The following is a 24,228-nucleotide window of genomic DNA, read 5'->3' on the forward strand; positions in this document are numbered from 1 at the left end:
GGCCGGACCTCTTCCTGCTTGGGAAGCGGGGTGGGGGCGGGGCCGCCCGAGGGAAGCTGGGCGAGCTGGCCGGCGTCGTAGGCCTTGCTCGTGGGCAGCACGGCCTGGGCGAACTCGCGGGACACGAGGCAGCGCCAGAAGCACAGCCAGGCGAGCCAGAAGCGGGCGAAGAACGACAGAGAGGCGGGCTGGTCGGTCATCGGCACCGGATAACAAAGCCCGGATGCTTTGCAATTCGGCAGTTCGCCGGGAGGCCCCAAATGCAAAGGGCCTCACGGTTTCCCGTGAGGCCCTTCGTTTGTTGCATGGTGGAGGTGGACGGGATCGAACCGACGACCTTCGCATTGCGAACGCGACGCTCTCCCAACTGAGCTACACCCCCATGACGGGACTGCTTGCTGCGCCTCCGCGGTTTGGGGCCGCCGAAGTGGGATGGGCTAGTACCGGAGGCCCTTCACGGTGTCAAGCGCAAGCTGCCAACATGGATTCCGGCGATTGACGTGCTGCGTACCGGGTGCCATAAAAACCCCCCTTGTCAGGCGTATCCTTCCCGCCCGTTAAGCTGCCCCCCGTTAATGTCTATCTCCCCTGCGAAGACGTTGAGCCCAGCCGAGCTGGCGAAGCTTGAACACGCTTTTGCCTCCGACCCCTCGTCGGCGGCCTACAAGCCCCTCGCTGAAGCGTACCTGAGCATGGGCCGCTTCATGGAGGCGATGGTCGTCTGCAAGAAGGGGGTGAAGGCCCACCCGAATGCGGCGGACCCCCGCCTCCTGCTCGCCCGCGTCTATGCGGACCAGGGCAAGGACAAGAAGGCGCTGGAAGAGGCGCTCGGCGCCCTTCAGGTGCAGCCCGACGACAAGGCCGCGCTGCGCATGGCCGGCGCCCTGCAGCTGAAGACGGGTGAAGCAGAGCCCGGCAAGGCGAACCTCCTCAAGGCCTACGCCGTGGATCCGGGCGACCCGGACACGGTCACGCTGCTCCAGCAGCACAAGATTGAGCCGCCGCGGCCCGCCGCGCCGGCTCCGGTCGCCGCACCGGTCGCGCCCGCGCCGCCGGGCCCGTCCGCCACCCAGCAGTCCGCCGCCGCGCTCTCCAGCGTCGCGTCCGCGGCGGGCACGCAGTCGCCCGCGGCGAAGCCCGTGGCCACCCAGGCCGCGAAGCCCGCGCCCTCCGCGCGCGCGGAGGCTCCCGCGCCGCGCGTCGCGCCCCCGCCGCGCCGGCCCCAGGTCGTCGTGGAAGAGGTGGATGAGGACGAGGACGACGAGCCGGTGTCCCGCCGCCGCGCCTCGTCAGGCGGCAGTGGCGGCAGCAAGATGGTGACGCTGGGCCTGCTGGTGGCCATCCCGCTGTTCGCCATCGGCTATGGCTGGTACTCGGCCAACGCCCGCGCGAAGTCCCGCGAGCTGAAGAAGAGCCTGGATGCGGCCAGCGAGCTGCTCAAGCACGACTCCTTCGACAGCTACAAGAAGGCCGTCGAGGCGGCGGACCTGGCGCTGGAGGTGGACGCCGATTCCGCCGTGGCGCACGGCTACCTCGCCTACGCCTGGGCCATCCGCTGGGGTGAGCACGGCGGCGGTGACGATGCGCGCCGCCAGGCCGAGGAGCACCTGGCTGCGGGCAAGGAGAGCGGCGACCTCAGCTCGCACCTCATCGCGTCCGAGGCGCTCATCCAGACCTACAGCGGCAAGGGCAAGGACGCGCTGGGGCAGCTGGAGGAGAAGGTGAAGGGACTGGACGCGCAGGGCCGCTCCAGCTCGCTGTTGTACCTCACGCTGGGCCTCATCCAGATGAACGCGGGCGACCTGGACCGGAGCCGCGACAGCCTGGACCGCGCGCAGGGCCTGTCTCCGGATGACCCGCGCACCTACGCGAGCCTGGGCGCGGTGTACCGGCGCCTGGGCCAGGACGCCGCCGCCTGGCGGAACTACGACTCCGCCCTCCGGTACGAGAAGGACCACCCGGAGTCGCTGCTGGGCCGCTCCCTGCTGATGCTGGAGCAGGACTCGCCCAACTTCGGGCTGGCCCACACCATGCTCAAGAAGCTGCTGGAGTCCGACCCGCCGCCGTCTCCGCGGCAGTTGGCCGCGGCGCACCTGGCGCGCTCGCTGCTCATCAGCCGCGTGTCGGCGGCCATGGCGGACCTGAAGCCGGACATGCAGCAGAAGCTGGCCGAGGCCACCGCCGTCCCTCAGGACAAGGACAAGGCCCGCTCGGAGATGATCAAGAGCGAGGAGACCGGCTTCTCGCTCGACAAGCAGAACCCGGAGCTGCACCTCATCAAGGGCCGCCGCCTGCTGGCGGAGGGCAACTACGACGCGGCCGTCGAGGAGATTCGCAAGGCCATCCGCATGGACGCCTCGCGCGCCCAGTTCTACGTCGAGCTGGCCAAGGCGCTCATGGGCAAGCAGGGCGGCGAGAAGGAAGCCGCCGAGTCGCTCCAGACGGCCCTCAAGACGATGGGCGACAGCCCGAAGCTGGTGGTGATGCTGGGCAACGCGTACCGCCGTCAGGGCAAGCTGGATGACGCCCTGGCCCAGTACCAGCGCGCGGTGAAGGACCCGAAGGCCAAGAACCCGGAGGCCCGCCTGGCCATGGGCGCCATCTACCGCGAGCGGTCCAAGTGGGACCTAGCGCAGGAGCAGCTGGAGAAGGCGAGCCAGGAGTTCCTGGGGCAGTCGGACCGCGCGGCCATGGCGCTCACCGAGCTGGGGCGCGTGTTCCAGAGCAAGGGTGACGCGGCGAAGGCGGACGAGACGTACCAGCGCGCCCTCAACGCGGACGAGGCGTACTCACCGGCCTACTTCTACTACGCCACACTGCTGGCGAAGGACTCGAAGCAGGGCGCCAAGGCGAAGATGCTGGCCCAGGAGTACCTGAAGCGCGACCCGAGCGGCGAGCACGCGTCCGCGGCCCGTTCGCTGGCGGGCGGCTGAAGCAGCGCGGCTGCCTTCCAGGCGCCGGACAAGCGGGGCTGATGCGCGCGGGCAGTTGAACGCGCGGTCGGCCCCGTTGTCGTGGTTGCCGCCCCCTCCACCCTGACGCTATGCCCGAGGCGCTTGTCTTCCCCGCCGCACCTGGGTGGGTGGCGCAGGTCCGGTGTCGCCCTGATGACTCACGGGGGCCAGCCGGGCGTCCGTCCGCCGGAGCCTCCCAGGGGCGCCGTGTCCTTGCCCACCCCCGGGTGGTGCCTGTATGGGGAAGGCCGTTACCGCGCCGGCAGCGTGTCTGTCGTGCCTACCTCTTGGAGTCTGTGTGAACGCGCGTGCCGAGTCCTTGCCGACAGTCGCGTCCGACCTGATCTCCCTCACCAAGCCGCGCCTCTCCTCCCTGGTGCTCGTCACCGCGGCGGGCGGCATGTGGCTGGCGCCCGGCCACCTGGGCGCCGTCAACGCGCTGGTGACGCTGCTGGCCACGGCGGGAACCGTGGGCGCGGCCAATGCCCTCAACTGCTACTGGGAGCGGCACAGCGACCAGTTCATGGACCGCACCCGCAACCGGCCGCTGCCCTCCGGGCGCATGGAGCCGGCGGTGGCGCTGTGGTTCGGCATCTCCCTGGCGGCCGTGTCGCTTCCGGCGCTGGCCCTGGGCGCCAACGTGCTCACCGCCGCGCTGGGCCTGGTGGCGCTGCTCAGCTACGTGCTGGCCTACACGCCGCTGAAGGCGCGCACGTCCGCGGCCATGCTGGTGGGCGCGGTGCCCGGCGCGCTGCCTCCGCTCATGGGCTGGACGGCGGTGACCCACCAATTGGACGCGGGGGGCTTCTCGCTCTTCGCCATCATGTTCCTGTGGCAGATGCCGCACTTCATCGCCATCGCGCTCTTCCGCAAGGAGGAGTACCGGGCGGCGGGCCTCAAGTCGGTGCCGCTGGAGCGGGGGGACGAGTCCAGCCGCGCGCAGGTGGTGCTCTACCTGGTGGCGTTGATTCCGATGACGCTCCTGCCCTTCCAGCTCCACATCGCCGGCGCGTGGTATCTGGCCGCGGCGGTGCTCCTGGGCCTGAGCTTCCTCGGGCTGGGAGCGTGGGGCTTCTTCCGGCGGCTGGGAAACACCTGGGCCCGCCAGACGTTCTTCTTCTCACTCATCTACCTCACCGGCCTGTTCGCCGCGCTGGCGCTGGACCGAGTTCCTCGCGGATAGCGTCCGGGGCGAAGGGGGGACGCCCGCCCATGCCCGAAGTCCTGGTTTCCAATGCCGCCGCTCAACCGCTGCTCCAACTGGAGGGGCTCACGCGCCGCTTCAAGGGGCGCACGGCGGTGGATGGCCTGACCCTGTCGGTGCGCCCGGGGGAGATCCTGGGCCTGCTGGGCCCCAACGGCGCGGGCAAGTCCACCACGTTCCAGGTGCTGGCCGGGCTGCTGTCGCCCGACGCGGGGCGCGTCCGCTTCGAGGGCCGCGAGCTGTCGCTGAGTGACCCGTCGCTGCGCCGGCAGATGGGCATCATCTTCCAGCGCGGCAGCCTGGATGACCTGCTGACCGCGCGGGAGAACCTGCTGCTCGGCGCCCGGCTGTATGGCCTGGGCGGAGCGCGGGCCGGCGAGCGGGTGGAGGCGATGCTGTCGCTCATCGGCCTGGCCGACCGCGGCGACGAGCGGGTGTCCACGTGGTCTGGTGGCATGCGCCGGCGCCTGGAGCTGGCGCGCGCCCTGGTGCACCAGCCGCGCGTGCTGCTCATGGACGAGCCCACCCAGGGCCTGGACGAGGCGGCCTTCCGCGCCTTCTGGGCGCACCTGAAGCGCCTGCGCGACAGCGAGGGCCTCACGGTGCTGCTCACCACGCACCGCGCGGACGAGGCCGAGGTCTGCGACCGGCTGGCGGTGCTGGATGCGGGCAAGCTGGTGGCGTGTGACACGCCGCGGGCGCTGGCCGCGCGCATGGGCGGAGACCTCCTCTCCGTGGAGGCGCCCGAGCCGGAGGCGCTGGCGGCCGAGCTGCGCGAGCGCCTGAAGCTGGACGCGAAGGTGGTGGAGGGGCGGGTGCAGGTGGAGGCGCCGCAGGGCCACGCGCTGGTGCCCCGGTTGGTGGAGGCCTTCCCCGCCGGGCGGCTGACCTCCGTGGCGCTGCGCCGGCCCACGCTGGCGGACGTGTTCCTCCAATTGACGGGGCGCGCGCTGGGCGCGGACGTGCCCACCGCTGAACCCGCGCCGAGGAGACGTCGATGAGCGCCGAGCTGTCCGCCGCCCCCGAACCGATGAACGCCGGGGCTCCGGCCGTGTCGTCTCCGCCCGGAGCGCTCGCGCTTCAATGGGCGACGGTGCGCGTCTTGATGATGCGCGACATCGTCCGCTTCTTCCGCCAGCCCTCCCGGGTGGTGGGGGCGCTCGCGCAGCCTGTCCTCTTCTGGTTCGTCATCGGCTCCGGCTTCGCGGGCTCCTTCCGCGTGGAGGGCGCGCAGGGCCTGGGCTACCAGCAGTTCTTCTTCCCGGGCGTCGTCACCATGGTGCTGCTGTTCAGCGCCATCTTCGCGACGATTACCGTCATCGAGGACCGCAAGGAGGGCTTCCTCCAGGCGGTGCTCGCCGGGCCGGGCTCACGGCTAGCTGTGGTGCTGGGCAAGGCGCTGGGCTCGTCCGCCATCGCGCTGCTGCAGGCGTCGTTGTTCCTGCTGCTGGCGCCGCTGGCGGGGGTGAGCGCGGCCACGCTGAACGTGCCATTGCTGCTGGCCGTCATGGTGCTGACGGCGCTGGCGCTGACGGGCATGGGCATGTCGCTGGCGTGGTGGGTGCGCTCCAGTGCGGGCTACCACGCGGTGATGAGCATCGCCCTGCTGCCCATGTGGGTGCTGTCCGGCGCCGTGTTCCCGCTCAAGGGCGCGGACACCTGGCTGGCCTGGGTGATGCGGCTCAACCCGATGCGCTACTCCGTGGAGGGCGTGCGGCGGGCGCTGTACGGCGCGGAGGCGTCGGTGGCGCTGGGCGCGTCGTCGTCCTCGGCGGGGCTGGAGGTGCCGGTGCTGGTGGCGTTCGCCGCGGTGTTCGTCGGGCTGGCGGCCTTCAGCGTGAGCCGCCGGGAGTAGACCGCGGCGGTTCGCGGTGTCCCGGTGGGTTGGACATGCGCTGCCCCTTTCGCTACGAGGTGGGCAGACGCATCACCTGACTTCCCGAGGAGATTGCACGATGACGCTGCGCACGCTCGGCCTGACGCTGCTGGGGACCGCGGGGCTGCTGTCCCTTTCTGCCTGCAAGAAGGAGGAGCCGGCCTCCGCGCCGCCCGTCGCCGCGCCCGCCGCGAAGAAGGAGCCGCACGCCGCCTCGCCCATCCAGGCGCCGGAAGGTGCCGCCGCCGCGCCCGTGGCGCCAGCGGGCAAGGGCGTGGTGAAGGGCACGGTGAAGTTCACCGGCACGCCGCCCGAGGCCGCCGACATCCCCGCGAGCAATGACCCGGCGTGTGAGGGCATGGCGACGAAGGATGCGTCGGTCCTGGTGAAGGACGGCAACCTCCAGAACGTGCTGGTGCGCGTGAAGGGCCAGGTGCCAGGCGCGCCTCCCGCGCCGGCCACTCCGGTGGTGGTGGACCAGTCGAAGTGCACCTACGTCCCGCGCGTGCAGGGCGCGATGGCGGGGCAGCAGGTGGCGTTCAAGAACAGCGACGGCACGCTGCACAACGTGCGCGGCATCGTGGGCACCAAACCCGCGTTCAACGTCGCGCAGCCCCCGTCTGGCGCCCCGGTGGAGCGGCCGCTGCCCGCGGACGCGGACGTGCTGAAGCTCAAGTGTGACGTGCACCCGTGGATGTCCGCCTTCGTCGTCAGCAATGAGAATCCGTACTTCGTGACGACGGGCGCGGACGGTGCGTTCTCCCTCGAAGGCCTGCCTGCGGGCACGTACACGGTGGAGGCCTGGCACGAGACGCTGGGCACGAAGACGGCCGAAGTCACGGTGAAGGACGACGCGCCGGCCGAGGCCGCGTTCTCCTTCTCCGCGGAAGACGCGTCCGCTCGGAAGTGACTGAAAGGCGCTACGCGGCGGGGCGGCTCTCTGAATCCGGAGGGCCGTTCTTTCGCACGGTGAAGCCCACCCGTGCGCCGCCGCCGGGGCGGTTCTCCGCGAAGACTTCTCCACCATGGGCGTGCGCGATGCGCTGGACCAGCGCCAGCCCCAGGCCCAGGGAGCCCGCCTCACGCGCCTCGGTGCCATGCTCCTTCCGGTAGAAGGGCCGGAAGATGCGCGCGTCCTCACCGGGCTGAAGCCCGGGGCCCCGGTCATCCACGCAGAAGGCCAGGTGCTCGCCTCGCTCCTGGATGCGCAGGGCCTGTGCGCCGGTGCCGTGCTTGCGCGCATTCTCCAGGAGGTTGGCCAGGGCGCGGCCCAGCAGCGTCGCGTCTCCCACCAGCCCCGCGTGCTCCACCTCCACGTCCAGCGCGGAGCTCGACAGCCCCGCGCGCTCCAGGGCCTGCGTGGCCAGCGCCTGGCCATCGAGGACCCGTGGGGTGAGCTGGCCAAAGTCCAGCCGGGAGCTGGCCAGCAGCTCACCCACCAGCGCATCCAGCTCCACCACCTCGCGGTCCACCTGGTCCAGCGTCTTCGGGTTGCCGCCTCCGTCGCGGAGCAGCTCCGTCAGCACGCGCATCCGGGCCAGCGGGGTGCGCAGCTCATGTGACACGGCGGCGAGCAGCTCGCGCTGGTCCGCCACCTGCTTCTCGATGCGCCCGGCCATGTCATTGAAGGCATCCGCCAGCACGGCGAACTCCCCCGTGACGTGCGGCGCGATGTCCGCGCGCGAGTCCAGCCGGCCCGAGCCCAGCTCTCGCGTGGCCCGCACCAGCTCATCCATGGGCCGCGCGAGCCGCCGCGCGAGCTTCCCCGCGGCCAGCCACAGCACCATGCACGACAGCGCCAGTGGCAGCACCATCCGCAGCGGGCTCTTCGGACGGAAGCTGGCGTAGCACGCGCGCACCGAGCCCAGGGTGATGCCATCGCGAATCACGGGCAGGTTGAACTCGGGCCGCCGGCACGGCTCCTCGGTCCGCGCCAGCACCGCGCCGGACGCGTCTCGCAGCTCCACGCCCACCTGCAAGTCCTTCTCGATGGACGCCACCAGCGCGTCCCGCCGGGCGGGCTCGTCCCAGACCTCCTCGAAGCGGTGGCCCACGAAGGTGCGCACGCGCTCGCTTTCCTGCTTCCAGGTGCCGCCGCCCACCAGGCTCATCACCGTGGCCACCACGGCGCCGGTGGCGAGGATGGACAGGCCGAACCACATGAACAGGCGCCGGTGCAGCCGGGCGCGCACGAAGCTTCCCAGCCGGCCCATGCGCCAGGAGTGGTGCGGCGGATGCCGGTGCCCCCAGGGGCCACAATCATGCGCGTCTCCCCACGCGCCCCAGCCGCGCTTGTGGCCCCAGGGCCCGCCGCGTTTCACGGGCCCTCCTTGGCGAATACGTAGCCCACGCCGCGCACCGTCTTGATGAGGCGGGTGCCCACGTCACCGAGCTTCTGCCGCAGGTGGGAGATGTGCACGTCCACGGTGCGCTCGCCCACCACCGTGTCACTGCGGCCCGCCTCGCCCAGCAGGGCGTCGCGCGGAATGACGCGTCCGGCCCTGCGCACCAGCGCGACGAGCAAGTCGAACTCCAGGCCCGTCAGCTCCACGGCGCGCTCCTCCACGCGCACCTCGCGCCCGGCCACGTCGATGGACACGCCGCCCGACTCCAGCCGGTCCGCCACCGCCGAGGGCTGTGCGCGGCGGAGCACGGCCCGCAGCCGCGCCAGCAGCTCGCGGGGACTGAAGGGCTTGGGGAGGTAGTCGTCCGCGCCCAGCTCCAGGCCCACCACGCGGTCCGTCTCGTCGCCCTTCGCGGTGAGCATGATGACGGGGATGCGGCTCTTGGCGCGGATGCGCTTGCAGACCTCCAGGCCGTCCATGCCGGGCATCATCACGTCGAGCAGCACCGCGTCGAAGGCGCTGGCCTCCAGCGCCGCCAGCCCCCGTCCGCCATCCGCCGCGTGGGTGACGTTGAGGCCGTTCTGCCCGAGGTACTGCTCGAGCAGCTCGTACATCCGGGTGTCGTCGTCGATGAGCAGGACGCGCGTGGACATGAACCGCCTTCTACTTCAGGGGGAGGCTGTGTGGATGGACACGGGGGTCGCCGGAGGGGGAGTCACCCCTCGCTGGCCGGAAGGCTCCCACCTGCCGTGGGGGCTCCAGCCGTGCTCCCAGGTGCCGTGGTGACAGTGGCGCAGGTGATGGCGGTGGCGGGCCACGCTGGCGAAGCCGGAGGCATAGCCTCCGACGGTGCCCAGGGCGAGCAGGACGATGAGCAGACGGCGGCGCATGGAATCGCTCCTTCAAGGATGACGAAAGGGGTGTGTCGGTTCAGGGCTCACATTCCACGCGCGTCACCGCGTCCCCAGGGGCTGTCCCCGTGGCGATGGCCGCCGCCGTGGCCGCCACAGCGACGGTGCCGGCCGCCGTGGCCTCCGTGCCAGCCGTAGGCGGAGCCGAAGCCGTGCTCGAGGAGGTCCGCGAGCTCGCGGCGCTGCCGCGGGTCCAGCGCTTCATGGACCTGGGCGAGCGAGCCCTGCACCGTGCGGCGCACGTTGTCGATGGCGACATCGTGGCGGGCGAAGAGCTCACGCAGCGCGGCGCCGTCGAAGTGCTCACCGCGCAGCGCGGTGCCCAGGGCGGTGCGGCTGGGGCCTGCCTCGTCACGCGCCTTGGCGAAGGACTCCAGGACCTCGTCGGCGGCCTTGAGGAGGACCTTCTCCTGGCCGGGCGACGTGTCCAGCCGCTCGAAGAGCCAGCGGAGGCGTCCGCGCGAGCTCCAGCGGCCTCCGCGGTGATGCCCGTGGCGCCCGCCACGGACCGTGTAGATGAGCCCGGCGAGGCAGGCGGTACCGAAGAAAAACCCGAACATGGTTCCACGCTCCCAATGTGGCCGTCCCCTGGGGGGCTGGCGCTGGTGGTGACGAGCGGGAAGGTAGAGGGCGGGTATGAAGGCCACGCCCGCGCGCGGTGAAGAAGTGTGAAGGCGGCCTCGGGGGAGGGGGCCGGAGCGTGAAGGGAAGAAGACGGCTTTCGGCCCTGGCGAGGGGAGCGAGGGCGCGTGGAATGTCGGCTGGCGGACGGCTGCCTGCCCGGAAGGCGGTCGCCCGGTGGACAGGAGGCGCCAGGAAGTTTGTCGTTGGGGGGCCGGGGCGGTGTCCGCTCCGCACACGTCGATCGGGCAGCCCTTGGCGGCGGCCTCGAAGCAGAAGGAAGAAGGTCACATGGCAATCGGTACCGTGAAGTGGTTCAACGACGCCAAGGGGTTCGGCTTCATCGCGCAGGACAGCGGTGAGGACGTGTTCTGCCACCACTCCGCCATCAACATGGATGGCTTCCGCACCCTCCAGGAGGGGCAGCAGGTGGAGTTCGAGGTCACACGGGGCCCCAAGGGCCTGCAGGCGCAGAACGTCCGCGCCGTCTGAAGCACCCGCAGGCCACCCTGGAGTGTGCCCGAGGCCCGGTCTCCCAACAGGGAGGCGGGGCCTTCGCATGTCTGGCCCCTAGTGCGCCGGGCTGGCGGCCCGCGCCGGGTGCCCGTCGGCGTCTGGATGCCTTCCTTACCTTCTCGGCAGAGGCGCGGCACATCCGCCGCCATCCCACGGAGACAAAGGCATGGGCGACACCAGCGTGAAGAAGGTGGAGAGTCGGCACTCTCCCAAGGGCGAGATGGGGCAGAAGTACCTGGCGTCTGGCGTCCGCCTGGCGATGCGGCTGTGGGAGGACGAACCGCCTGGAGAGCCGGCGCCCGCCACCACGAGGGACTACGAAACGGTGGGCTTCGTCCTGAAGGGCCGCGCCGAGCTGCACCTCGAGGGACAGGTCATCCTGCTCAACCCGGGTGACTCGTGGTTGGTGCCGCGTGGCTCCAGTCACACGTACAAGGTGCTGGAGACCTTCTCCGCCGTGGAAGCCACCAGTCCGCCCGCGGCCGTGCATGGCCGGGATGAGGGGAAGGACGCGGGGACGAAACCGCCCGCGAAGGCGTGAGGTGCGCCCCGAGGCTCGGCGCGTCCGTCCGGAGGGCGTCGGTGCTCACTCCGCCTGCGTTGGGTTCGGGGCCTTCTGGACGGTGCAGGTGTACCTGTCGACGCGCCCTGCTTCGAGCCGACAGACCAGCAGCGGTGACGTCGGTGTGTTCTCTGAGAGGGCGACTCGGGGGCGGGTGAAGGTGCAGCGGGCCTGGTCGGGAGCTCGCCAGTGACACTGGTCCGCGGCGAGCGCTTCTGGTGGCTCCCACTTCGACGTGCACTTCTTGTTTTCTGCGCACGGCTCGCTGGACACGGTTTCGCGTTGGACCGCGGCCGGAATGGCAGGGAGCTTCCCCGTGGTGAGCCAGCCCCACTCCGCATCATCCAATGAGGGCATTGGCCGGGTGCGGGAGCAGTGCCATATCAACCTGGCATCTTTGGGTTCAGCGTAGATGAGATACACCGCGTCGCCCCGGAACCGGACCCTGCAATCGCCACCGCCTCCCTGGGGAAGAATGAACTTCTCGCCCGTGACGACAGGGCCCTTGATGACCTCCAGGACCTCGACATCCACGGTTCCCAGGTAGGGGCCAACGGGAGCCGGGATGACGCGAGCCCGGTAGATGGCGCTCGCGCGCTCACGCGCCACCTTGAGGTCGTGGTGGAGGTTACCCCCGCCCGCGACGCAAACACAGGCCTGCGCCACAGCCGGCCAAAGGCAGATCGCGATTGCCACGACGGGTATCGTAGAAAGGGCTCTCATGACCGTCATTCTACCGGGAACGTGCGGCGTGTTGAGATGGGGGGCGGGGTGGCGCTGCGCCATGCTCAGCTCAGTCTGGTCAATCCACTGGATGCAGGATGCTGGGTTGTCCCTGAACCCAGCTTCGACCAGGTCAATGGACATGGAGGAACCCAGGCAGTGAGGCGTCATCCGGCTGCTCCGTGCTACTTCCGCCCGCCAGACCACGCCATGTTCATGTACTTCGTCCCGCCGTCCAGTTCATCCAGCATCTGGTCGAGTCGCTTCTGCCGCGTCGCCTCAAGCCTGGCCCGCGCAATCCACCCGAGATAGTCGTTCTGCTGGTACGGAGGCCGCGCTTTGTAGGCCTCCATGAGCCCGCGCTTCACCAGCGCTTCCCGGACACTCGCGGGCATCGGCTGGATGGCGCGCTTGAGCGTTGGGTGCTTCGTGATGGCCATGGTCATGTCTCCCCGGTGAACTACCGAGCCCCCATCTTCACCGGTGCCAGGCGCTCGAACATGAGCGAGGGCTCTCCCTTGTAGCTCCCCTGTCCCGTCTGCCGGAAACCGCACTTGCCGGCGACGCGGATGGACGCCGCGTTCTCGGGCGCGATGATGCACACCACGCGCTCAGGGCTGAGCCGGGCATCCGCCCAGGCCAGGGCCGCTCGGACCGCCTCGGTGGCGTAACCCTTGCCGTGGAACCCGGGGGCGAGCACCCAGCCTGCTTCGGGCCCCGCGCCCAGGGGCGGCTGCATGTCGCGGTGGAAGTCGCCCAGGCCCACCTCGCCCACGAGGCGGCCCGTCGCCTTTTCACGCACCACCCAGAAGCCGTAGCCCAGCAGGTCCCAGTGGCCCACGTAACGCAGGAGCCGGGACCACATCTCCTCGCGTGTGGACGGCTTGCCGCTGATGTAGCGCACCACCGAGGGGTCACTCCACATCGCGAGGCACTCCTCGTAGTCCTCGAGGCTGTGCCCCTTCATGACGAGGCGCTCGGTCTCGACGATGGGGATGGTCGCTGCGGGCACGGATGCTCCTCCTGGGACCTGGAACCACGCCGCGCCTGCCACACGGTGTGGTGGTGCGGCCGCTCCGATTCAACCGCCCTCAGGCCTCTCATGCCAGAGGACAACTGTCCATGTCCGGGAGCAGGGGCACGGCAGGTCAGGTTGCGCGGTGCGGCGTGGAAGGAACGTTCATTCCACGGCCGGGCCCAGCCGTCACGGGTTCCACCCCTGTGCGAGCAGCTTGCGCATCTGGAACTCGCGCTCGGTGAGTGGCTCCAGGGGGGCGGAGGGTGGCGCAGCGAACTCGCGAGGCACGCGGACACCCATCATGAGGCGGCTTCCTACTCGGGCGTGGGCACCACCCTCTTCAACCTGGCCACCAACCCGAAGTGGGGCGTGGTGTATGCGTCCAACAGCGAGGCCAACAACCTGACCTGCTTCGAGGGCGCTGGTGAATACGGCGGCAGCACGGTGCAGGGCAACCTCGCGCAGATGCGCATCACCGCCATCTCCGGGGACACGGCCTACCCGCGGCACCTCAACTACTCGAAGCTGGCGGGGAAGCCCGGCTTCGACGCCTCGGTGAAGAGTCACAGCCTCTCCACGCCGACGGAGATGGTCGTCTCCCGGGATGGCGCGAAGCATGACGTGGCCGCGTTCAGCTCCAGCAAGATTGGCGTCTACGAGTGTTGACCTCGGCGGGCGCGGCCGCTGGAGGGGCATTCCGCGCCTGCGGAGCACCCGCCGTCCCTGGTTCCGTGTCGCCCGGGGGTCGGTCATTCGTCCTACGGACGGGTGGCCGATGTCTGGGGAAGGCCGTGTCCCATAATGTCCTCCGCCATGGACACACGCGCCCTGACGGAACGCCTCACCATCGCGACGCCCTGCGCGATGCGCTGGGAGGACATGAAAGGGGATGCACGCGTCCGGCACTGTGGCGCCTGCAGGCTCTCCGTCCACAACCTGAGCGAGATGACCACGCTCGAGGTGGAGGCGCTGCTCCAGCCCGGTGGGAATGTCTGTGCCCGGCTCTACCGCCGGCCGGATGGGACCGTCGTCACGGGTGATTGTCGGCGCATCTGGAGCCAGCAGCGAGAGGAGGCGGCCACGCTCCTCGGCACGGCGGTGACCGTGACGGCCGCGTTCTCATTCATTGTCGTGATCGGCTTGCTGACGCTCACCCTCTACGGAGACCACCTCCGGCGCATGTTCGGCACGGCCACCGCCGGAGCGTTGCTGCCCACGCCGCCGGCTGCGAGCAGGTCCTCTACCCCGGCAGGTGGGACCGGCAACCATGACTAGCGAGCAGACGTGACAATGCAGAAGGGCGCCGGCTGTCAGGGCAACTGAAGCGGCGCTCTGCACGCGGCATGGCCCAGGATGACGTCGCCGTCGACGGTGCTCGTCGGCGTCGGCGCCCAGCCGGATGCAAGCCGGGCGTCGAGGAGTTCATCTGCGCTGGGGCGGTGGTCCCACACGGAGACCGAAGTGACTCCGCCCAGTCAGGTCGTGTCGAAGACCAGGTAGCTGCCTTCCATCCACGGCATCACCACGTCGTGGGTGAACTCGTCCTGGACGATGACCTCCGTGACATCGCGCGGCGGCGCGCTCGCGAAGCCCCAGCGCACCACATCCTGGAGCAGCGTGAGGGACGCCAACTCCTTTTCCAGGGCGGAGCGCGCTTCCTGGGGCAGCGAAGCCCGGTCGATCAGGGGAACCATGGTGTCAGCTTACCTCGGAATCGAAGCGTCGGGCCGCCATGACGGGCGGTCGCGGTACATGAAATTTAGGTGTTTAGCGTTTTGCATGAAGTGATGCCTCCGCGTTGTCAGACTCGGCGTCCCTCTCAATGAAAGGTGAGTCATGCGCTGGAGTCTCCGCACCCTGACGGAAGCCCTGTGCTTCCTGGCCTTGTCACTCGCTGTTCCCGCCCAGGCGCAAGCGACCAACGTCGCTTTTGGAAGGCCTTCATCGGCATCTTCGATACATGCCGTCGGCTATCCCACGCAGTTTGCACCGGAGAAGGCCTTCAACGGCATCATCAACACGTCGGACCGTTGGTCCTCGGCTGTCTCGCCCCTTCCCTCGAATCCTGAATGGATTGAGGTGGACCTTCAGGCCGTGCATGGCGTGCAGCGCATCACCCTGTACGTCAGCCGGGATAGCAATTACGGGCGGATGGTCGACTTCGACGTGATGTCCCGGACGAGCAACACCGCGAGCCATCAGGTCGTCCCGGGCGGCGCCATCACCGGGAACACCGAGAACGTCCGGACGCTCGCCTTCGCGCAGCCCGTGAATGCCCGGTACGTGCGGCTCCAGTGCAAGCTCGCGACGAACGACAACCTGTGCCGCGTCCGTGAGATTCAGGTCTTCGGCTCCGTGCTCGCGAACCAGCCGCCCTTGGTCTTCGCGGGCAACGCAACGACCCTCGCGCTGCCCGTCAACTCGGTGCCGCTCCAGGGCTCGGCCAGCGATACCGATGGCACCGTCACCCACTACCTCTGGGACCAGGTCTCGGGGCCGTCTCCGGCCACGCTGACGGGCGCCACCGCGTCCTCGGCCACCGCCAGCAACCTGGTCGCGGGGGTGTACGTCTTCCGGCTCACCGCCACGGACAATCAGGGGGCGACCGGCTCGGACATCGTGCGCATCACCGTGCTCCCGGAGAGCGCGCCACCGGACCCGCGCGCGGGGAAGCTGCACGTGTGGAATCGCGGCGGGCGCTATGACACCGCCGTCTTCCTGCCCAAGGACTACGGCACCAGGCCCGGCAAGAAGTACCCCCTCGTGCTCTCCCTGCATGGCCGAGGCGGCTCCACGCTCAACGGAGACCACACCCAGGTGGGGGCGAATCCAGAGGGCTTCATCCGGCAGCTCACGCCCGGCAAGCCGCTGGTCGACACGTTCCCTGGCGTCGTCATCGCGCCCAACGGCCCTCGCGTGGGCGCCCCGCTAGACACCTGGTGGCAGGTGGACGCCACGCACACCCTCGTCCAGCAGGCGCTGAGCGAGTACGAAATCGACCCGGACCGGGTGACGATGACGGGCTTGTCCTCGGGCGGGAGCGGCGTGAATGAGCAGATGAAGAAGTATCGCTCGACGTATGCCGGGGGGATGCCCATTGCCTACTTTCCGCCCACGCCCGCGGACGTGTGCGAGCTCGATGACTTCCCCATCTGGGCCTCTGGCAATGCGGACGATGGCACCTTCTCCGTCCACCGGTGGACCAATGCCACCACGGGGTTCCAGCCGCTGCTGCGGCAGTGCCCTGGCTACAGCGGCGAGTTCCTCCTCACCGTGAATCCCAGCGGCGGGCACAGCGGCTGGGATTCGTTCTGGAGCCGCTCCGACGTGCAGAACTGGCTCGTGAGCCAGCAGCGCAAGGCGCCTTGACGCGGCCGTGAGCGAGGCTCAGAACTGCACGGTCGCGGTGTAGGCGAAGTGGTCGGAGCCGTACTTCTCCAGGCGCTCGGCGGGGCCGGTGCCGATGCCCTGGCTGACGTAGATCTGGTCAATGGGCACGCCAGCGACGCCCGCCGTGCGCAGGTGATTCATCCCGGGGATGTCCTGCGACAGCTGGCGGTTGAAGTCGCCCAGCAGGACGACCGGGAGGCCTCGGCCGCGGAGCTCGGCGACGACCTCTCGCACCACGGTGTTGTGGGTGCGCCAGCGCTCCTGGCGGTCCGGATGACTGCCGTTCCACGCGCCGGAGATGTAATGGGTGTTGATGAACGCCAGCTTCGCTCCGGTCGTCTTGTGCTTCAGGACGACCCAGTTCACGAAGCGTGACGGAGTCTCGCCTGCCGTGCCACCGTGCGTCATCCGAGAGCCGTCACCCGTCTTGTCGAACTTGTTCTTGCGCCAGGAGATGGCGATGGAGTTCCGCGCTGCCAGCCGCTCCGCGCCCGGCCGGAAGTGGTTGTAGTTCTCGAGCGTCTCGAGCTTGTTGTGCGCTACCGCGTTCTCCACCTCCTGCCAGCCGATGATGTCCGCCAGCGGCCTGAACGTCGCCTGCCCACGCAGGGTGTTGTGCGTCGCCACGGTGACGGTCGTGGCCGCGAGCGCCTCCGTCTCGGACGCGGTGTCGGGGAGAATCCCCAGGGTGACCAACAGGCTGAGCACCGCCGACGACAAGAGCTTGAGCATGCTTCCCTCGAATCGGGCGCCGGGTGAGTCCCGACGAACCGAGGGAAGCTAGTAAAATATGAAATTCAGGAAAATGTCATGACGCCGCTCCAAGGAGGGCGTCAGTCCCGCTCCATCAACGCGCGCAGCACGCGCTCCCCCGTGGCGGGGAGCTGTCGGACCTGCGCCCCGGTGGCATGCCGGATGGCGTTGCAGATGGCGGGGGCCACGCCCACCAGGCCCACCTCGCCAACGCCTTTGGCTCCGAACGGCCCTGGACCGAAGGGTTGCTCCAGCAGCACGGCGTGGAGGGCCACGGGCACATCCAGCACGCCAGGGACCTTGTAGTCCCCCATGGTGGGATTGACGAGCTGGCCCTCGTTCCACACCAGCTCTTCGGTCAACGCGTAGCCCAGGCCCTGGACGAAGCCCCCCTGGACCTGTCCCTCCGTCGCCGCGGGGTTGATGACCCGGCCCACGTCGTGGACGCTCCACGCTTCCAGCACCTCGACGTGGCCTGTCAGCTCGTCCACCTCGACCTCGGCCACCTGCGCCGCGAACACGAAGAAGCCGTTGCCCATGAAGGGCAGCCCTTCGACCTGGGTCCGGTTCGTGTCGAGCTGCCACGCGGGATACAGGTAGCGGGCGGACGCGATGATGGGCCCGCCTTCGACGTAGAGCGCACGCCCGGCGATGGCGGCGAAGGAGACCGACGTCCCGGGCTCGTCCCGGACGCCGACGAAGCCGCCGGGCCTCAGCTCCAAGCGCCGCACCGGACGCTGGAGCAGCTCGCTGGCGTGTGCGAAGAGCTGCGCGCGCACCTGCTCGCAGGCCTGCGTGATGACGCGGCCCACGGTGAAGGTCGTCCGCGTGCCTCCGCTGCACCAGTCATACGGAGACGTATCCGTGTCCGGGCGGCTGAAGTTGAGCTGCTCCATCGACAGCCCCAGCGCGCCCGCCGCGACCTGCGTGAGGGCCACGTCGGAGCCCTGTCCCGTGTCCACCGCACCGGTGTTCACGGTGACGGTGCCGTCCTCGTTGAGCCGAACGGTGGCGCTCGAGCCCAGCAGGCCAGACACGTGGCTCACCGCCGCCACGCCGATGCCCCGCTGCTTTCCAGGGGCCGTGGGTGTCCGCTCCCGCCGTCGGGCCCAGTCCGAGACTTCCCGGGCCCGCTCCAGACAGGCCCGCAGCGTCCCGCTCTCCACCGGCGCGCCGCCCAGCCACTTCTCGCCCGTCTCCAGTGCGTTGCGGAGCCGTAGCGCGATGGGGTCCATCCCCAAGGCCTCGGCGAGCCGGTCCACCTGCACCTCACTGGCGAAGTGGATCTGCGGATTGCCGAAGCCGCGGAACGCTCCGGCGCGGAGCTTGTTGGTGTAGACGCACCAGCACTCCACGTCGACATGGGGAATCCGGTACGGCCCGCGCGCGAAGTAGCTGCCGACGTTCGCCACGAAGGGGCCGTCATCCGCGTAGGCCCCGGTGTCGAAGTGGATCCGCACCTGCCGGGCGAGGATGCGGCCGTCCCGCGTCGCCCCCGTGCGCATGAAGATGCGGGCACCATGGCGCGAGCGCATCATCTTCATGTCGTCCGTGCGCGAGAAGGTCAGCCGGACCGGTGCGCCAGCCGCCATCGCCAGCGCCGCGGTGATGGGCTGGTTGGTGGATTCCACCTTGCCGCCGAACGCTCCTCCCACGCGCGGCACCAGCACGCGCACGCGGGACATGGGCACGCCCAGCGCCTCCGCGGTGACGGCCTGGACCCGGAACGCGGACTGGGTGGCCGTGTGGAGGGTGATTTTCCCACTGTCGGGGTCCACCTCCGCGAGCGTCGAGCACGGCTCCAGGTAGATGTGCTGCTGCGCGGGCGTCTCGTACACGTCCTCGACGACGACGTGGCACCGCGCCCACACCGAGTCCGGCGTGCCCTCGATCAGCCGGATGTATGACGCGGCGTTGGGATGACCGGGGCCGCGTGGCGCATGCAGGACGGGCGCGTCCGGGCGCAGCGCTTCCTCCGCGTCGAACACGGCGGGAAGGACTTCGTACTGGATGTCGATGAGCCCGAGCGCCTTGCGCGCCGTCGGGAGGTCGACCGCGGCGACGGCGGCCACGGGCTCGCCTGCGTAGCGCACCTTGCCTCGCGCGAGCACCGGCTGGTCCTTGATGGCGGGCCCGATGTCGTGCGGAGGCAGGTCCTCCGCCGTGAGCACGGCGCGCACGCCCGGCAAGGCCCGCGCGCGCGAGGTGTCATAGGACAGGATGCGCGCGTGGGGATGCGGGCTGCCCAGCAGGGCGCCATGCAACATGCCGGGGACGCACAGGTCCTCCGTATAGACAGCGCGCCCCGTCACCTTCTCGCGTGCATCCGGCTTCGGAACCGATTGCCCCAGGACCTCGCCCACGGGGCCCGGCGCGGGCTCCGGCCTGTCGTCGTTGCTCACGGCCGACCTCCCACCGAGGCAATCGCCTCCACGACGCGCGTATAGCCGGAGCACCGGCAGACGTTGCTGCCGAGCGCCTGGCGGACCTCGTCCACGGACGGGGACGGGTTCTGCTCCAGCAGCGCCTTCGCGGCCAGGACGATGCCAGACATGCAGAAGCCGCACTGCACCGCGCCATGCCGGACCAGCGCCTGCTGGACGGGGTGGAGCTCCGGGCCGTTCCTGACGCCCTCGATGGTGGTGATGGCGCGGCCGGGCAGCGTCACCGCCAGCGACAGGCAGGAGAGCACGGGCACGCCCTCCACCAGCACGGTGCAGGCACCACAGCTCCCCTCGTCACACCCTCGCCGGGTTCCCGTGGCGCGGACGTCCTCGCGCAGCACGTCCAGCAAGGTCCGTTCTGGGGAGAGCGTGAGCGCGTGCTCCGCGCCGTTGATGGTGAGTGAGATGGAGACCGTGTCAGACATGGGCGCGCTCCCGGGCCTGCGAGAGGGCGCGGCCGAGCAGACGCGGAATCAACATGCGCCGGTACTCCGCCGAGCCGCGAACATCGTCGATGGGCGCCGCGGCCTGGGCGAGCAGGCCTCCCGCACCGGCCACGTCCTCCGCCTCCAGCCGCGTCCCGATGAGCCGCTGGTCCGCTGCGTCAAGGTGGAGCGGCACGGGCGCGCAGGAGCCCACGACCACGCGCACCTGCTGGCACGTGTCGCCCTCCATGTGGAGCACCAGTGAAACAGACACCGTGGGGTAGTCAGCGGCCACGCGGCTGAAGCGCAGGTGGTGCCCCACGGCTCCGGCCGCGCCTCGTGGGAGGAAGACGCGGGTGACGAACTCACCGCGTTGCAGGGACGTGCGGTGGCTGTCCACGAACAGTGCTTCAACGGGGACGGATCGCCGGCCATGGGGGCCCGCGACCTCCGCGAGCGCCGAGGCCGCGACAAGCGCCACGGGCAGCTCCGTCCGTGGGTCTGCCAGCCCGATGGAGCCGCCCAGGGTGGCCATGTTGCGGATGGCCGGATGCGCGAGCTGCCGCGCCGCGCCGCGCACGACCTCCATGGCCCCGCCCAGCCGCGTGTCGGCCGCGAGCGTTCGGTGGGTGCACATGGCGCCCAGCCAGATGCCGTCCGAGGCTTCGGTGATGGTGAACAGCTCTGGGATTCGGTGGAGGCTGACCAGCATTTCGGGGGCGATGCGACCCGCGTTCATCATCGCCACCAGCGAGGCCCCGCCCGCGAGACATCGGGCATCCTCATGCGCGTTGAGGGCCAACAGCGCGGCCTCGACGGACTCTGGCTCCGCGTATCTCATTGCGTCACCCCCAAGGTCGCTTCACCTGGAGTCTAGCAGGGAACGCAGACGCCCGCCCGGTCGGTCAGGCAATCACTCTCGGCGCCTCCTCATCGGCTGGGCGTTGCCCGTGCGGGGAAGCGCGTCAGCTCGCTCGCAGGAAGTCGCCCAGGCGCCCCGCAAGCCATTGCCGGAAGGCATCCGTCGTTGGCGGACAATGGTGACAGTCCTTGATGAGTTCTTGGTAGGCGAGCGTGGGGAAGAGCACCCTCGCGCGGGTGAGCAGCTTCTCTCCGGGGAAGCTCACATCCCCATCTCCGGCCATGACGAGCGTGGGGGCCTTCAGCCGCTCGAGTTCCTCCGGCTTCGCGAGCGCGGGCACCCGCATGTCCATGTTGCATGCGCGGACGGCGTCGCCGAGGAACGGCGCCCAGTCGTCATCCGTGGTCGTCAGCAGGTGTCGGACAAACGCCTTCAGGCGCCGCTCTGATGGGGACATCCGATAGAGCATCATCGGGAGGGCCACCTTCGTGAGCCCGTCCCAGTGAGAGCCATTCACCACGCCCGCGGGGAAGAGCAGGGCGAGCCTGTCGATGCGCTCGGGCGCGATGGCCGCGAGCCGGATGGACACGAAGCCGCCCCAGCTCACACCCACCACATGGGGGCGCTGGAGCGCCAGCCCATCCAGGACGTCTCGGAGCCACTCGCCATATTCATTGTTCGCGACCGAGGGCCGCACATCCGCGCTTTTCACTGACTGGCCGACGACGTCCACCGCGTGAAGCCGGAATCGCTCCAGCAGGGGGGCCAGCTCGTGGAGCACGTGCGCGGAGCTCGCGAGCGCGCCGTGGAGGACGACCACGTTGGGTGCGGCTTCTGGGCCGCCCACCAGCACATGCGTGTCACCGACGCGGGTCCGCACCGTCCGGCTCTCCGTGGGGACCCGCAGGCGCCCTCGGAAATGGTCGTGCCACCGGGAGAGCACGGCCTTCGCCTGCTCACCCTTGAATGCCGATTTCATCGGGCCATCATCGCATTTTCTGACCTGAAGGTTGCAAGCAGTTGCACAGGTGCGTACCCCTGCGCGCGGCTTCAGGGTCACCGTCGGAGGTGCTGGTCCAGGAAGGAGAGGATTTTGACGGAGGTCTCCGCTTCGCTCTTCGTGCTGCTGAAGCCATGGCCATCGTCGGGGAGGACGAAGTAGTCAATGGGCGCCCCGTTCTCCCGGAGGGTCTCTACGAGCGCATCCGTCTTGGCCTTGGGCACGCGCGGGTCGTTGGCGCCCTGGATGACGAGCAGGGGCCTCTGAATCTTCTCCGCGTGGAACAGCGGGGAGATTTCCCGAAGCATCGCCTCTTGTGTCTGGGGGTTGCCCAGCTCCTGGTAGAGCGCCTCGCGCAGGGCCTCCTTGTGGGGCGGGAGCTCTCGCAGCGCGCTCAGCCAGTCGGAGATGCCAAACGCATCCACGCCCACGGCGAAGACGTCGGGGTGGAAGGCCAGCGCCGCGAGCACCATGTATCCGCCATAGCTGGGCCCCAGGATGCCCACGCGCGCGCCATCCACGTAGGGGAGGGCGGCCAGGTACTTCTTCGCTTCGACGCAGTCCTGGAGCGGCGCCTTGCCGTGCTGCTGGTCATCCGCCGCGAAGAACGACTTGCCGTAGCCCTCGCTGCCCCGGTTGTTGACGGCGAGCACCACGTAGCCATGGTGGACGAGGAACTGGAAGAAGCTGCTGTAGCCCTTGGAGGACTGTCCTCCCGGTCCCCCATGGACGAAGACGATGGCGGGGGCGCGCTGCTTCGCGGTGGCCTGATGGGGCTTGTAGAGCAGCGCCGGAATCTCCAGCCCCAGTTCAGCTTCTCCACCAGCTCGCGCTTCCCGGTGGCGAGCACGTGGCGCTCCACGCGAGCGAACTCGGAGCCCTCATTGGTGAGCAGGTACAGCGCGGAGGACGTCGGGTCGAAGGTCGCCGCCTTCCAGCTGGCCGACCCGTGTGCGCGGTGAGGTGCTGGCGTTGCTGGGTGGCGACTTCGTAGAGGTAGACGTCGCTGTCGGACAGCGCCCGTGACTTCTCCAGCGCCAGCCATTTCTCGTCCGGAGACAGCGCGCCAGGCACATGCTCGGCATCGCCCGCGTAGAGCAGGGTGCGGGCATAGGTCTTCGCATCGTAGCGGTAGAGGTCCTGGAGGCGTGCGTCGCGCTCGTTGGTGAGGACGTAAAAGGCGTCGCCGTCCTGGCTCCAGCCGAAGAAGGACGCGCGGTGCTTGTCGCCCGGCGTGAGGTCCTCCTCGAGGTCATGGGGGTTCCACAAGTCGGGCGGTGGAGCAGGGGAATGCAAGAGACTGTGGCGTGATTGGGGGCGGGAGACGAATTTCCAGGCGGAGCGCGCTGCGAAGCGGCGGTTGCACCCGCGTAGCGGACGCGCCAGGACGCCACTGTCAGGAACGGACCGGCCCGGGCTCCCGTCCTCAGAGGGAGGGGGGCTTCGCACCGGTCTTGCAGTGACATCGCGGCTCACCGATGAAGGAGGTTCCCATGCGATGGATGCGCACGTTGACGTTGGGTGTGCTGGCGATGTCGGGCGGCTGTACCGAGAGCAAGGTGGAGGAGGACCTGGACATCGTCCTGAGCGGGCGGCTCGTTGACGAGGCTGGCGCGCCGCTCTCGGATACGCAGTTGAAGCTCTACCGCAGCGAGAACTCCTCGTGCGCGTTCGCTGCCTTCTCTGCGAGCTGGAGGTCGGTGAAGACCCGCGCCGATGGCACCTTCGAGCTCGACCTGCTGGGGGCGGATACCCGCAACGGGAGCATCGCGCGTTGCTTCGTGGCCCGCTCGCCCGTGCAGTCCCAGGGAAGGCGCGTTTCGGCCTTCTTCCTCATCCAGCAGGCGGAGGTCGCGCTGCCCGTCTTCCAGGAGTGGACCGGGACGCTGACGGCCACCACGGAGGCGCAGGGGGTGAGCGTGGGCTTCAGTCCGCTGTCCGCCACTCACGGCGCTGGGAGCGATGAACACGTGCTGTACCTCCACCCGTCGGGCGCCAGGGAGGCCTGGCAGGTGCTCAAGGTCTCCTCGCCGGTCCTCCTGAGCGACTACGTCCTCGAGGATGCGGAGGGGCTCAAGGCCTCCATCACGACCGCGCGCGAGGCGAATGCGGGGGGCGTGACGGTCGGCATCACCTATTCCAGCGATGATGTTGTCCTGCCTCGCCGCGCCCTCGTCCCGGCAAGCCGTGGCGCGGCGTGCACCTACCTGAACGCCGAGACGCCCTGTCCCATCACCAACGGCGACCTCGGTGAGCTGGTGCTCTTCCAGGACGGAGTCCGGGAGGTCGCCGTGCAGCTCTCGCGGTCGGTGGTGCCGCGCAAGGCCGTGCTGCGCAACTTCGGGGTGTCGGGCACCATGAGCGAGCTGGTGCTGGAGGGAAGCGCGGACGGCGCCGAGTGGATGCCCCTGGCCAACCTGCTCGACGGCGCCGGGGTGCAGTCCTTCATGGAAGTGGACCTCGCGGGCACGACACCTGTGTCACAGGTCCGTGTGCGGGCAACTCCGCAAGAGACGACGGGAGCGTTGCGCTCGCTGGGGCAGCTCTCGCTCTTCGAGTAGCGACACGCCCGCGGCCAGGGGTCTGCGTTTCTCGGTGAGGGAAATCGGGGCGCGGCTCCGTTC

General features: G+C 69.6%; 26 protein-coding genes, 1 tRNA gene and 1 pseudogene. 11 read left to right on the top strand and 17 right to left on the bottom strand.

The window, feature by feature from the left end; translation table 11 throughout:
* Together HV826_RS30800 and HV826_RS30805 are read right to left on the bottom strand one after the other, a co-directional pair.
* A pseudogene (locus HV826_RS30800) lies at positions 1–200 on the bottom strand (DUF2760 domain-containing protein); the annotation flags it as partial.
* A 106-nt stretch (positions 201–306) separates the two neighbouring features.
* Positions 307–382: transfer RNA gene (locus HV826_RS30805), tRNA-Ala, on the bottom strand.
* A 193-nt stretch (positions 383–575) separates the two neighbouring features.
* Between HV826_RS30805 and HV826_RS30810 the strand changes: the two genes are divergently transcribed.
* The 5 genes from HV826_RS30810 to HV826_RS30830 all read left to right on the top strand — a co-directional run bounded on the left by HV826_RS30810 (position 576) and on the right by HV826_RS30830 (position 6,944).
* Positions 576–2,933, top strand: coding sequence for a tetratricopeptide repeat protein (locus HV826_RS30810; protein ID WP_176420637.1), 2,358 nt, complete (start codon positions 576–578; stop codon positions 2,931–2,933).
* A 319-nt stretch (positions 2,934–3,252) separates the two neighbouring features.
* The gene (gene cyoE / locus HV826_RS30815; protein WP_176420638.1) at positions 3,253–4,137 is read left to right on the top strand and encodes a heme o synthase; all 885 of its coding nucleotides are present in this window, start codon (positions 3,253–3,255) and stop codon (positions 4,135–4,137) included.
* A 29-nt stretch (positions 4,138–4,166) separates the two neighbouring features.
* The gene (locus HV826_RS30820) at positions 4,167–5,159 is read left to right on the top strand and encodes an ABC transporter ATP-binding protein (protein ID WP_176420639.1); all 993 of its coding nucleotides are present in this window, start codon (positions 4,167–4,169) and stop codon (positions 5,157–5,159) included.
* On the top strand, positions 5,156–6,013 hold the full coding sequence (locus HV826_RS30825) for an ABC transporter permease (RefSeq protein WP_163785188.1): 858 nt from the start codon (positions 5,156–5,158) through the stop codon (positions 6,011–6,013). Before HV826_RS30820 ends, HV826_RS30825 begins: the two co-directional genes overlap by 4 nt.
* A 100-nt stretch (positions 6,014–6,113) precedes the next feature.
* Positions 6,114–6,944, top strand: coding sequence for a carboxypeptidase regulatory-like domain-containing protein (locus HV826_RS30830; RefSeq protein WP_176420640.1), 831 nt, complete (start codon positions 6,114–6,116; stop codon positions 6,942–6,944).
* Between the two features lie 10 nt (positions 6,945–6,954).
* Here the strand turns inward: HV826_RS30830 and HV826_RS30835 are convergent, their stop codons facing one another.
* From HV826_RS30835 to HV826_RS30850, 4 genes are read right to left on the bottom strand one after another with little or no spacing between them, the layout of a single operon-like run.
* Positions 6,955–8,355, bottom strand: coding sequence for a HAMP domain-containing sensor histidine kinase (locus tag HV826_RS30835; RefSeq protein ID WP_176420641.1), 1,401 nt, complete (start codon positions 8,353–8,355; stop codon positions 6,955–6,957).
* A complete protein-coding gene (locus HV826_RS30840; protein ID WP_176420642.1) occupies positions 8,352–9,032 on the bottom strand; it encodes a response regulator transcription factor in 681 nt (226 codons plus the stop codon). Before HV826_RS30840 ends, HV826_RS30835 begins: the two co-directional genes overlap by 4 nt.
* Before the next feature lie 15 nt (positions 9,033–9,047).
* Positions 9,048–9,269 (bottom strand): hypothetical protein, encoded by a 222-nt coding sequence (locus HV826_RS30845; RefSeq protein WP_176420643.1) that lies wholly within the window; start codon positions 9,267–9,269, stop codon positions 9,048–9,050.
* Between the two features lie 47 nt (positions 9,270–9,316).
* Positions 9,317–9,850 (bottom strand): periplasmic heavy metal sensor, encoded by a 534-nt coding sequence (locus HV826_RS30850; protein WP_176420644.1) that lies wholly within the window; start codon positions 9,848–9,850, stop codon positions 9,317–9,319.
* Between the two features lie 352 nt (positions 9,851–10,202).
* Here HV826_RS30850 and HV826_RS30855 point away from each other — a divergent pair, with 352 nt between their 5' ends.
* Both HV826_RS30855 and HV826_RS30860 read left to right on the top strand, forming a co-directional pair.
* Positions 10,203–10,403, top strand: a complete 201-nt coding sequence (locus HV826_RS30855) for a cold-shock protein (protein ID WP_176420645.1) — start codon at positions 10,203–10,205, stop codon at positions 10,401–10,403.
* Between the two features lie 190 nt (positions 10,404–10,593).
* Positions 10,594–10,968 carry a cupin domain-containing protein gene (locus HV826_RS30860; protein ID WP_176420646.1) on the top strand — a complete coding sequence of 125 codons (375 nt, stop codon included), beginning with the start codon at positions 10,594–10,596 and terminating at the stop codon, positions 10,966–10,968.
* Positions 10,969–11,013: 45 nt separating this feature from the next.
* Here the strand turns inward: HV826_RS30860 and HV826_RS30865 are convergent, their stop codons facing one another.
* From HV826_RS30865 to HV826_RS30875, 3 genes are read right to left on the bottom strand one after another with little or no spacing between them, the layout of a single operon-like run.
* Positions 11,014–11,856 (bottom strand): hypothetical protein, encoded by an 843-nt coding sequence (locus HV826_RS30865; RefSeq protein WP_176420636.1) that lies wholly within the window; start codon positions 11,854–11,856, stop codon positions 11,014–11,016.
* A 41-nt stretch (positions 11,857–11,897) separates the two neighbouring features.
* A complete protein-coding gene (locus HV826_RS30870; RefSeq protein ID WP_255207966.1) occupies positions 11,898–12,152 on the bottom strand; it encodes a YdeI/OmpD-associated family protein in 255 nt (84 codons plus the stop codon).
* Between the two features lie 20 nt (positions 12,153–12,172).
* The gene (locus tag HV826_RS30875; RefSeq protein ID WP_176420648.1) at positions 12,173–12,724 is read right to left on the bottom strand and encodes a GNAT family N-acetyltransferase; all 552 of its coding nucleotides are present in this window, start codon (positions 12,722–12,724) and stop codon (positions 12,173–12,175) included.
* A gap of 330 nt (positions 12,725–13,054) precedes the next feature.
* On the opposite strand from HV826_RS30875, the gene HV826_RS30880 reads away from it, so the two are divergent.
* Complete coding sequence (locus tag HV826_RS30880) at positions 13,055–13,396, top strand: hypothetical protein (RefSeq protein WP_255217500.1); 342 nt, start codon at positions 13,055–13,057, stop codon at positions 13,394–13,396.
* Between the two features lie 147 nt (positions 13,397–13,543).
* The gene (locus HV826_RS30885; protein WP_217917333.1) at positions 13,544–14,005 is read left to right on the top strand and encodes a hypothetical protein; all 462 of its coding nucleotides are present in this window, start codon (positions 13,544–13,546) and stop codon (positions 14,003–14,005) included.
* A gap of 200 nt (positions 14,006–14,205) precedes the next feature.
* Here the strand turns inward: HV826_RS30885 and HV826_RS30890 are convergent, their stop codons facing one another.
* Positions 14,206–14,424 (bottom strand): hypothetical protein, encoded by a 219-nt coding sequence (locus tag HV826_RS30890; protein WP_176420650.1) that lies wholly within the window; start codon positions 14,422–14,424, stop codon positions 14,206–14,208.
* Positions 14,425–14,566: 142 nt separating this feature from the next.
* Between HV826_RS30890 and HV826_RS30895 the strand changes: the two genes are divergently transcribed.
* Entirely contained in the window at positions 14,567–16,099 is a 1,533-nt protein-coding gene (locus HV826_RS30895; protein ID WP_176420651.1) for a PKD domain-containing protein, read from the top strand.
* Between the two features lie 18 nt (positions 16,100–16,117).
* Here HV826_RS30895 and HV826_RS30900 read toward each other — a convergent pair whose 3' ends face one another.
* From HV826_RS30900 to HV826_RS37590, 7 genes are all read right to left on the bottom strand, one after another.
* On the bottom strand, positions 16,118–16,852 hold the full coding sequence (locus tag HV826_RS30900) for an endonuclease/exonuclease/phosphatase family protein (protein WP_176420652.1): 735 nt from the start codon (positions 16,850–16,852) through the stop codon (positions 16,118–16,120).
* Between the two features lie 101 nt (positions 16,853–16,953).
* Entirely contained in the window at positions 16,954–19,275 is a 2,322-nt protein-coding gene (locus HV826_RS30905) for a xanthine dehydrogenase family protein molybdopterin-binding subunit (protein WP_176420653.1), read from the bottom strand.
* Positions 19,272–19,742 carry a (2Fe-2S)-binding protein gene (locus HV826_RS30910; RefSeq protein WP_176420654.1) on the bottom strand — a complete coding sequence of 157 codons (471 nt, stop codon included), beginning with the start codon at positions 19,740–19,742 and terminating at the stop codon, positions 19,272–19,274. Before HV826_RS30910 ends, HV826_RS30905 begins: the two co-directional genes overlap by 4 nt.
* Positions 19,735–20,583, bottom strand: coding sequence for a xanthine dehydrogenase family protein subunit M (locus HV826_RS30915; RefSeq protein ID WP_176420655.1), 849 nt, complete (start codon positions 20,581–20,583; stop codon positions 19,735–19,737). The genes HV826_RS30910 and HV826_RS30915 overlap by 8 nt, the downstream gene beginning before the upstream one ends.
* Before the next feature lie 124 nt (positions 20,584–20,707).
* On the bottom strand, positions 20,708–21,583 hold the full coding sequence (locus HV826_RS30920; RefSeq protein ID WP_176420656.1) for an alpha/beta fold hydrolase: 876 nt from the start codon (positions 21,581–21,583) through the stop codon (positions 20,708–20,710).
* Positions 21,584–21,660: 77 nt separating this feature from the next.
* Positions 21,661–22,413 carry a S9 family peptidase gene (locus HV826_RS37585; protein ID WP_306465585.1) on the bottom strand — a complete coding sequence of 251 codons (753 nt, stop codon included), beginning with the start codon at positions 22,411–22,413 and terminating at the stop codon, positions 21,661–21,663.
* 1 nt (position 22,414) lies between these two features.
* Entirely contained in the window at positions 22,415–22,900 is a 486-nt protein-coding gene (locus HV826_RS37590; protein WP_255207968.1) for a hypothetical protein, read from the bottom strand.
* Positions 22,901–23,097: 197 nt separating this feature from the next.
* On the opposite strand from HV826_RS37590, the gene HV826_RS30930 reads away from it, so the two are divergent.
* Positions 23,098–24,165 (top strand): hypothetical protein, encoded by a 1,068-nt coding sequence (locus tag HV826_RS30930; RefSeq protein WP_255207969.1) that lies wholly within the window; start codon positions 23,098–23,100, stop codon positions 24,163–24,165.
* Positions 24,166–24,228: the final 63 nt, after the last annotated feature.

Origin of the sequence: Myxococcus sp. AM010 (assembly GCF_013372585.1) — a bacterium.
Taxonomy (GTDB): domain Bacteria; phylum Myxococcota; class Myxococcia; order Myxococcales; family Myxococcaceae; genus Myxococcus; species Myxococcus vastator.

Bases quoted from the DNA above. Each gene is read 5' to 3' on its own strand.
- HV826_RS30810 (WP_176420637.1), top strand. From the start codon at position 576: ATGTCTATCTCCCCTGCGAAGACGTTGAGCCCAGCCGAGCTGGCGAAG.
- HV826_RS30820 (WP_176420639.1), top strand. From the start codon at position 4,167: ATGCCCGAAGTCCTGGTTTCCAATGCCGCCGCTCAACCGCTGCTCCAA.
- HV826_RS30825 (WP_163785188.1), top strand. From the start codon at position 5,156: ATGAGCGCCGAGCTGTCCGCCGCCCCCGAACCGATGAACGCCGGGGCT.
- HV826_RS30830 (WP_176420640.1), top strand. From the start codon at position 6,114: ATGACGCTGCGCACGCTCGGCCTGACGCTGCTGGGGACCGCGGGGCTG.
- HV826_RS30840 (WP_176420642.1), bottom strand. From the start codon at position 9,032: ATGTCCACGCGCGTCCTGCTCATCGACGACGACACCCGGATGTACGAG.
- HV826_RS30845 (WP_176420643.1), bottom strand. From the start codon at position 9,269: ATGCGCCGCCGTCTGCTCATCGTCCTGCTCGCCCTGGGCACCGTCGGA.
- HV826_RS30850 (WP_176420644.1), bottom strand. From the start codon at position 9,850: ATGTTCGGGTTTTTCTTCGGTACCGCCTGCCTCGCCGGGCTCATCTAC.
- HV826_RS30855 (WP_176420645.1), top strand. From the start codon at position 10,203: ATGGCAATCGGTACCGTGAAGTGGTTCAACGACGCCAAGGGGTTCGGC.
- HV826_RS30860 (WP_176420646.1), top strand. From the start codon at position 10,594: ATGGGCGACACCAGCGTGAAGAAGGTGGAGAGTCGGCACTCTCCCAAG.
- HV826_RS30865 (WP_176420636.1), bottom strand. From the start codon at position 11,856: ATGTCCATTGACCTGGTCGAAGCTGGGTTCAGGGACAACCCAGCATCC.
- HV826_RS30870 (WP_255207966.1), bottom strand. From the start codon at position 12,152: ATGGCCATCACGAAGCACCCAACGCTCAAGCGCGCCATCCAGCCGATG.
- HV826_RS30885 (WP_217917333.1), top strand. From the start codon at position 13,544: ATGGACACACGCGCCCTGACGGAACGCCTCACCATCGCGACGCCCTGC.
- HV826_RS30890 (WP_176420650.1), bottom strand. From the start codon at position 14,424: ATGGTTCCCCTGATCGACCGGGCTTCGCTGCCCCAGGAAGCGCGCTCC.
- HV826_RS30895 (WP_176420651.1), top strand. From the start codon at position 14,567: ATGCGCTGGAGTCTCCGCACCCTGACGGAAGCCCTGTGCTTCCTGGCC.
- HV826_RS30900 (WP_176420652.1), bottom strand. From the start codon at position 16,852: ATGCTCAAGCTCTTGTCGTCGGCGGTGCTCAGCCTGTTGGTCACCCTG.
- HV826_RS30910 (WP_176420654.1), bottom strand. From the start codon at position 19,742: ATGTCTGACACGGTCTCCATCTCACTCACCATCAACGGCGCGGAGCAC.
- HV826_RS30915 (WP_176420655.1), bottom strand. From the start codon at position 20,583: ATGAGATACGCGGAGCCAGAGTCCGTCGAGGCCGCGCTGTTGGCCCTC.
- HV826_RS30920 (WP_176420656.1), bottom strand. From the start codon at position 21,583: ATGAAATCGGCATTCAAGGGTGAGCAGGCGAAGGCCGTGCTCTCCCGG.
- HV826_RS30930 (WP_255207969.1), top strand. From the start codon at position 23,098: ATGCGATGGATGCGCACGTTGACGTTGGGTGTGCTGGCGATGTCGGGC.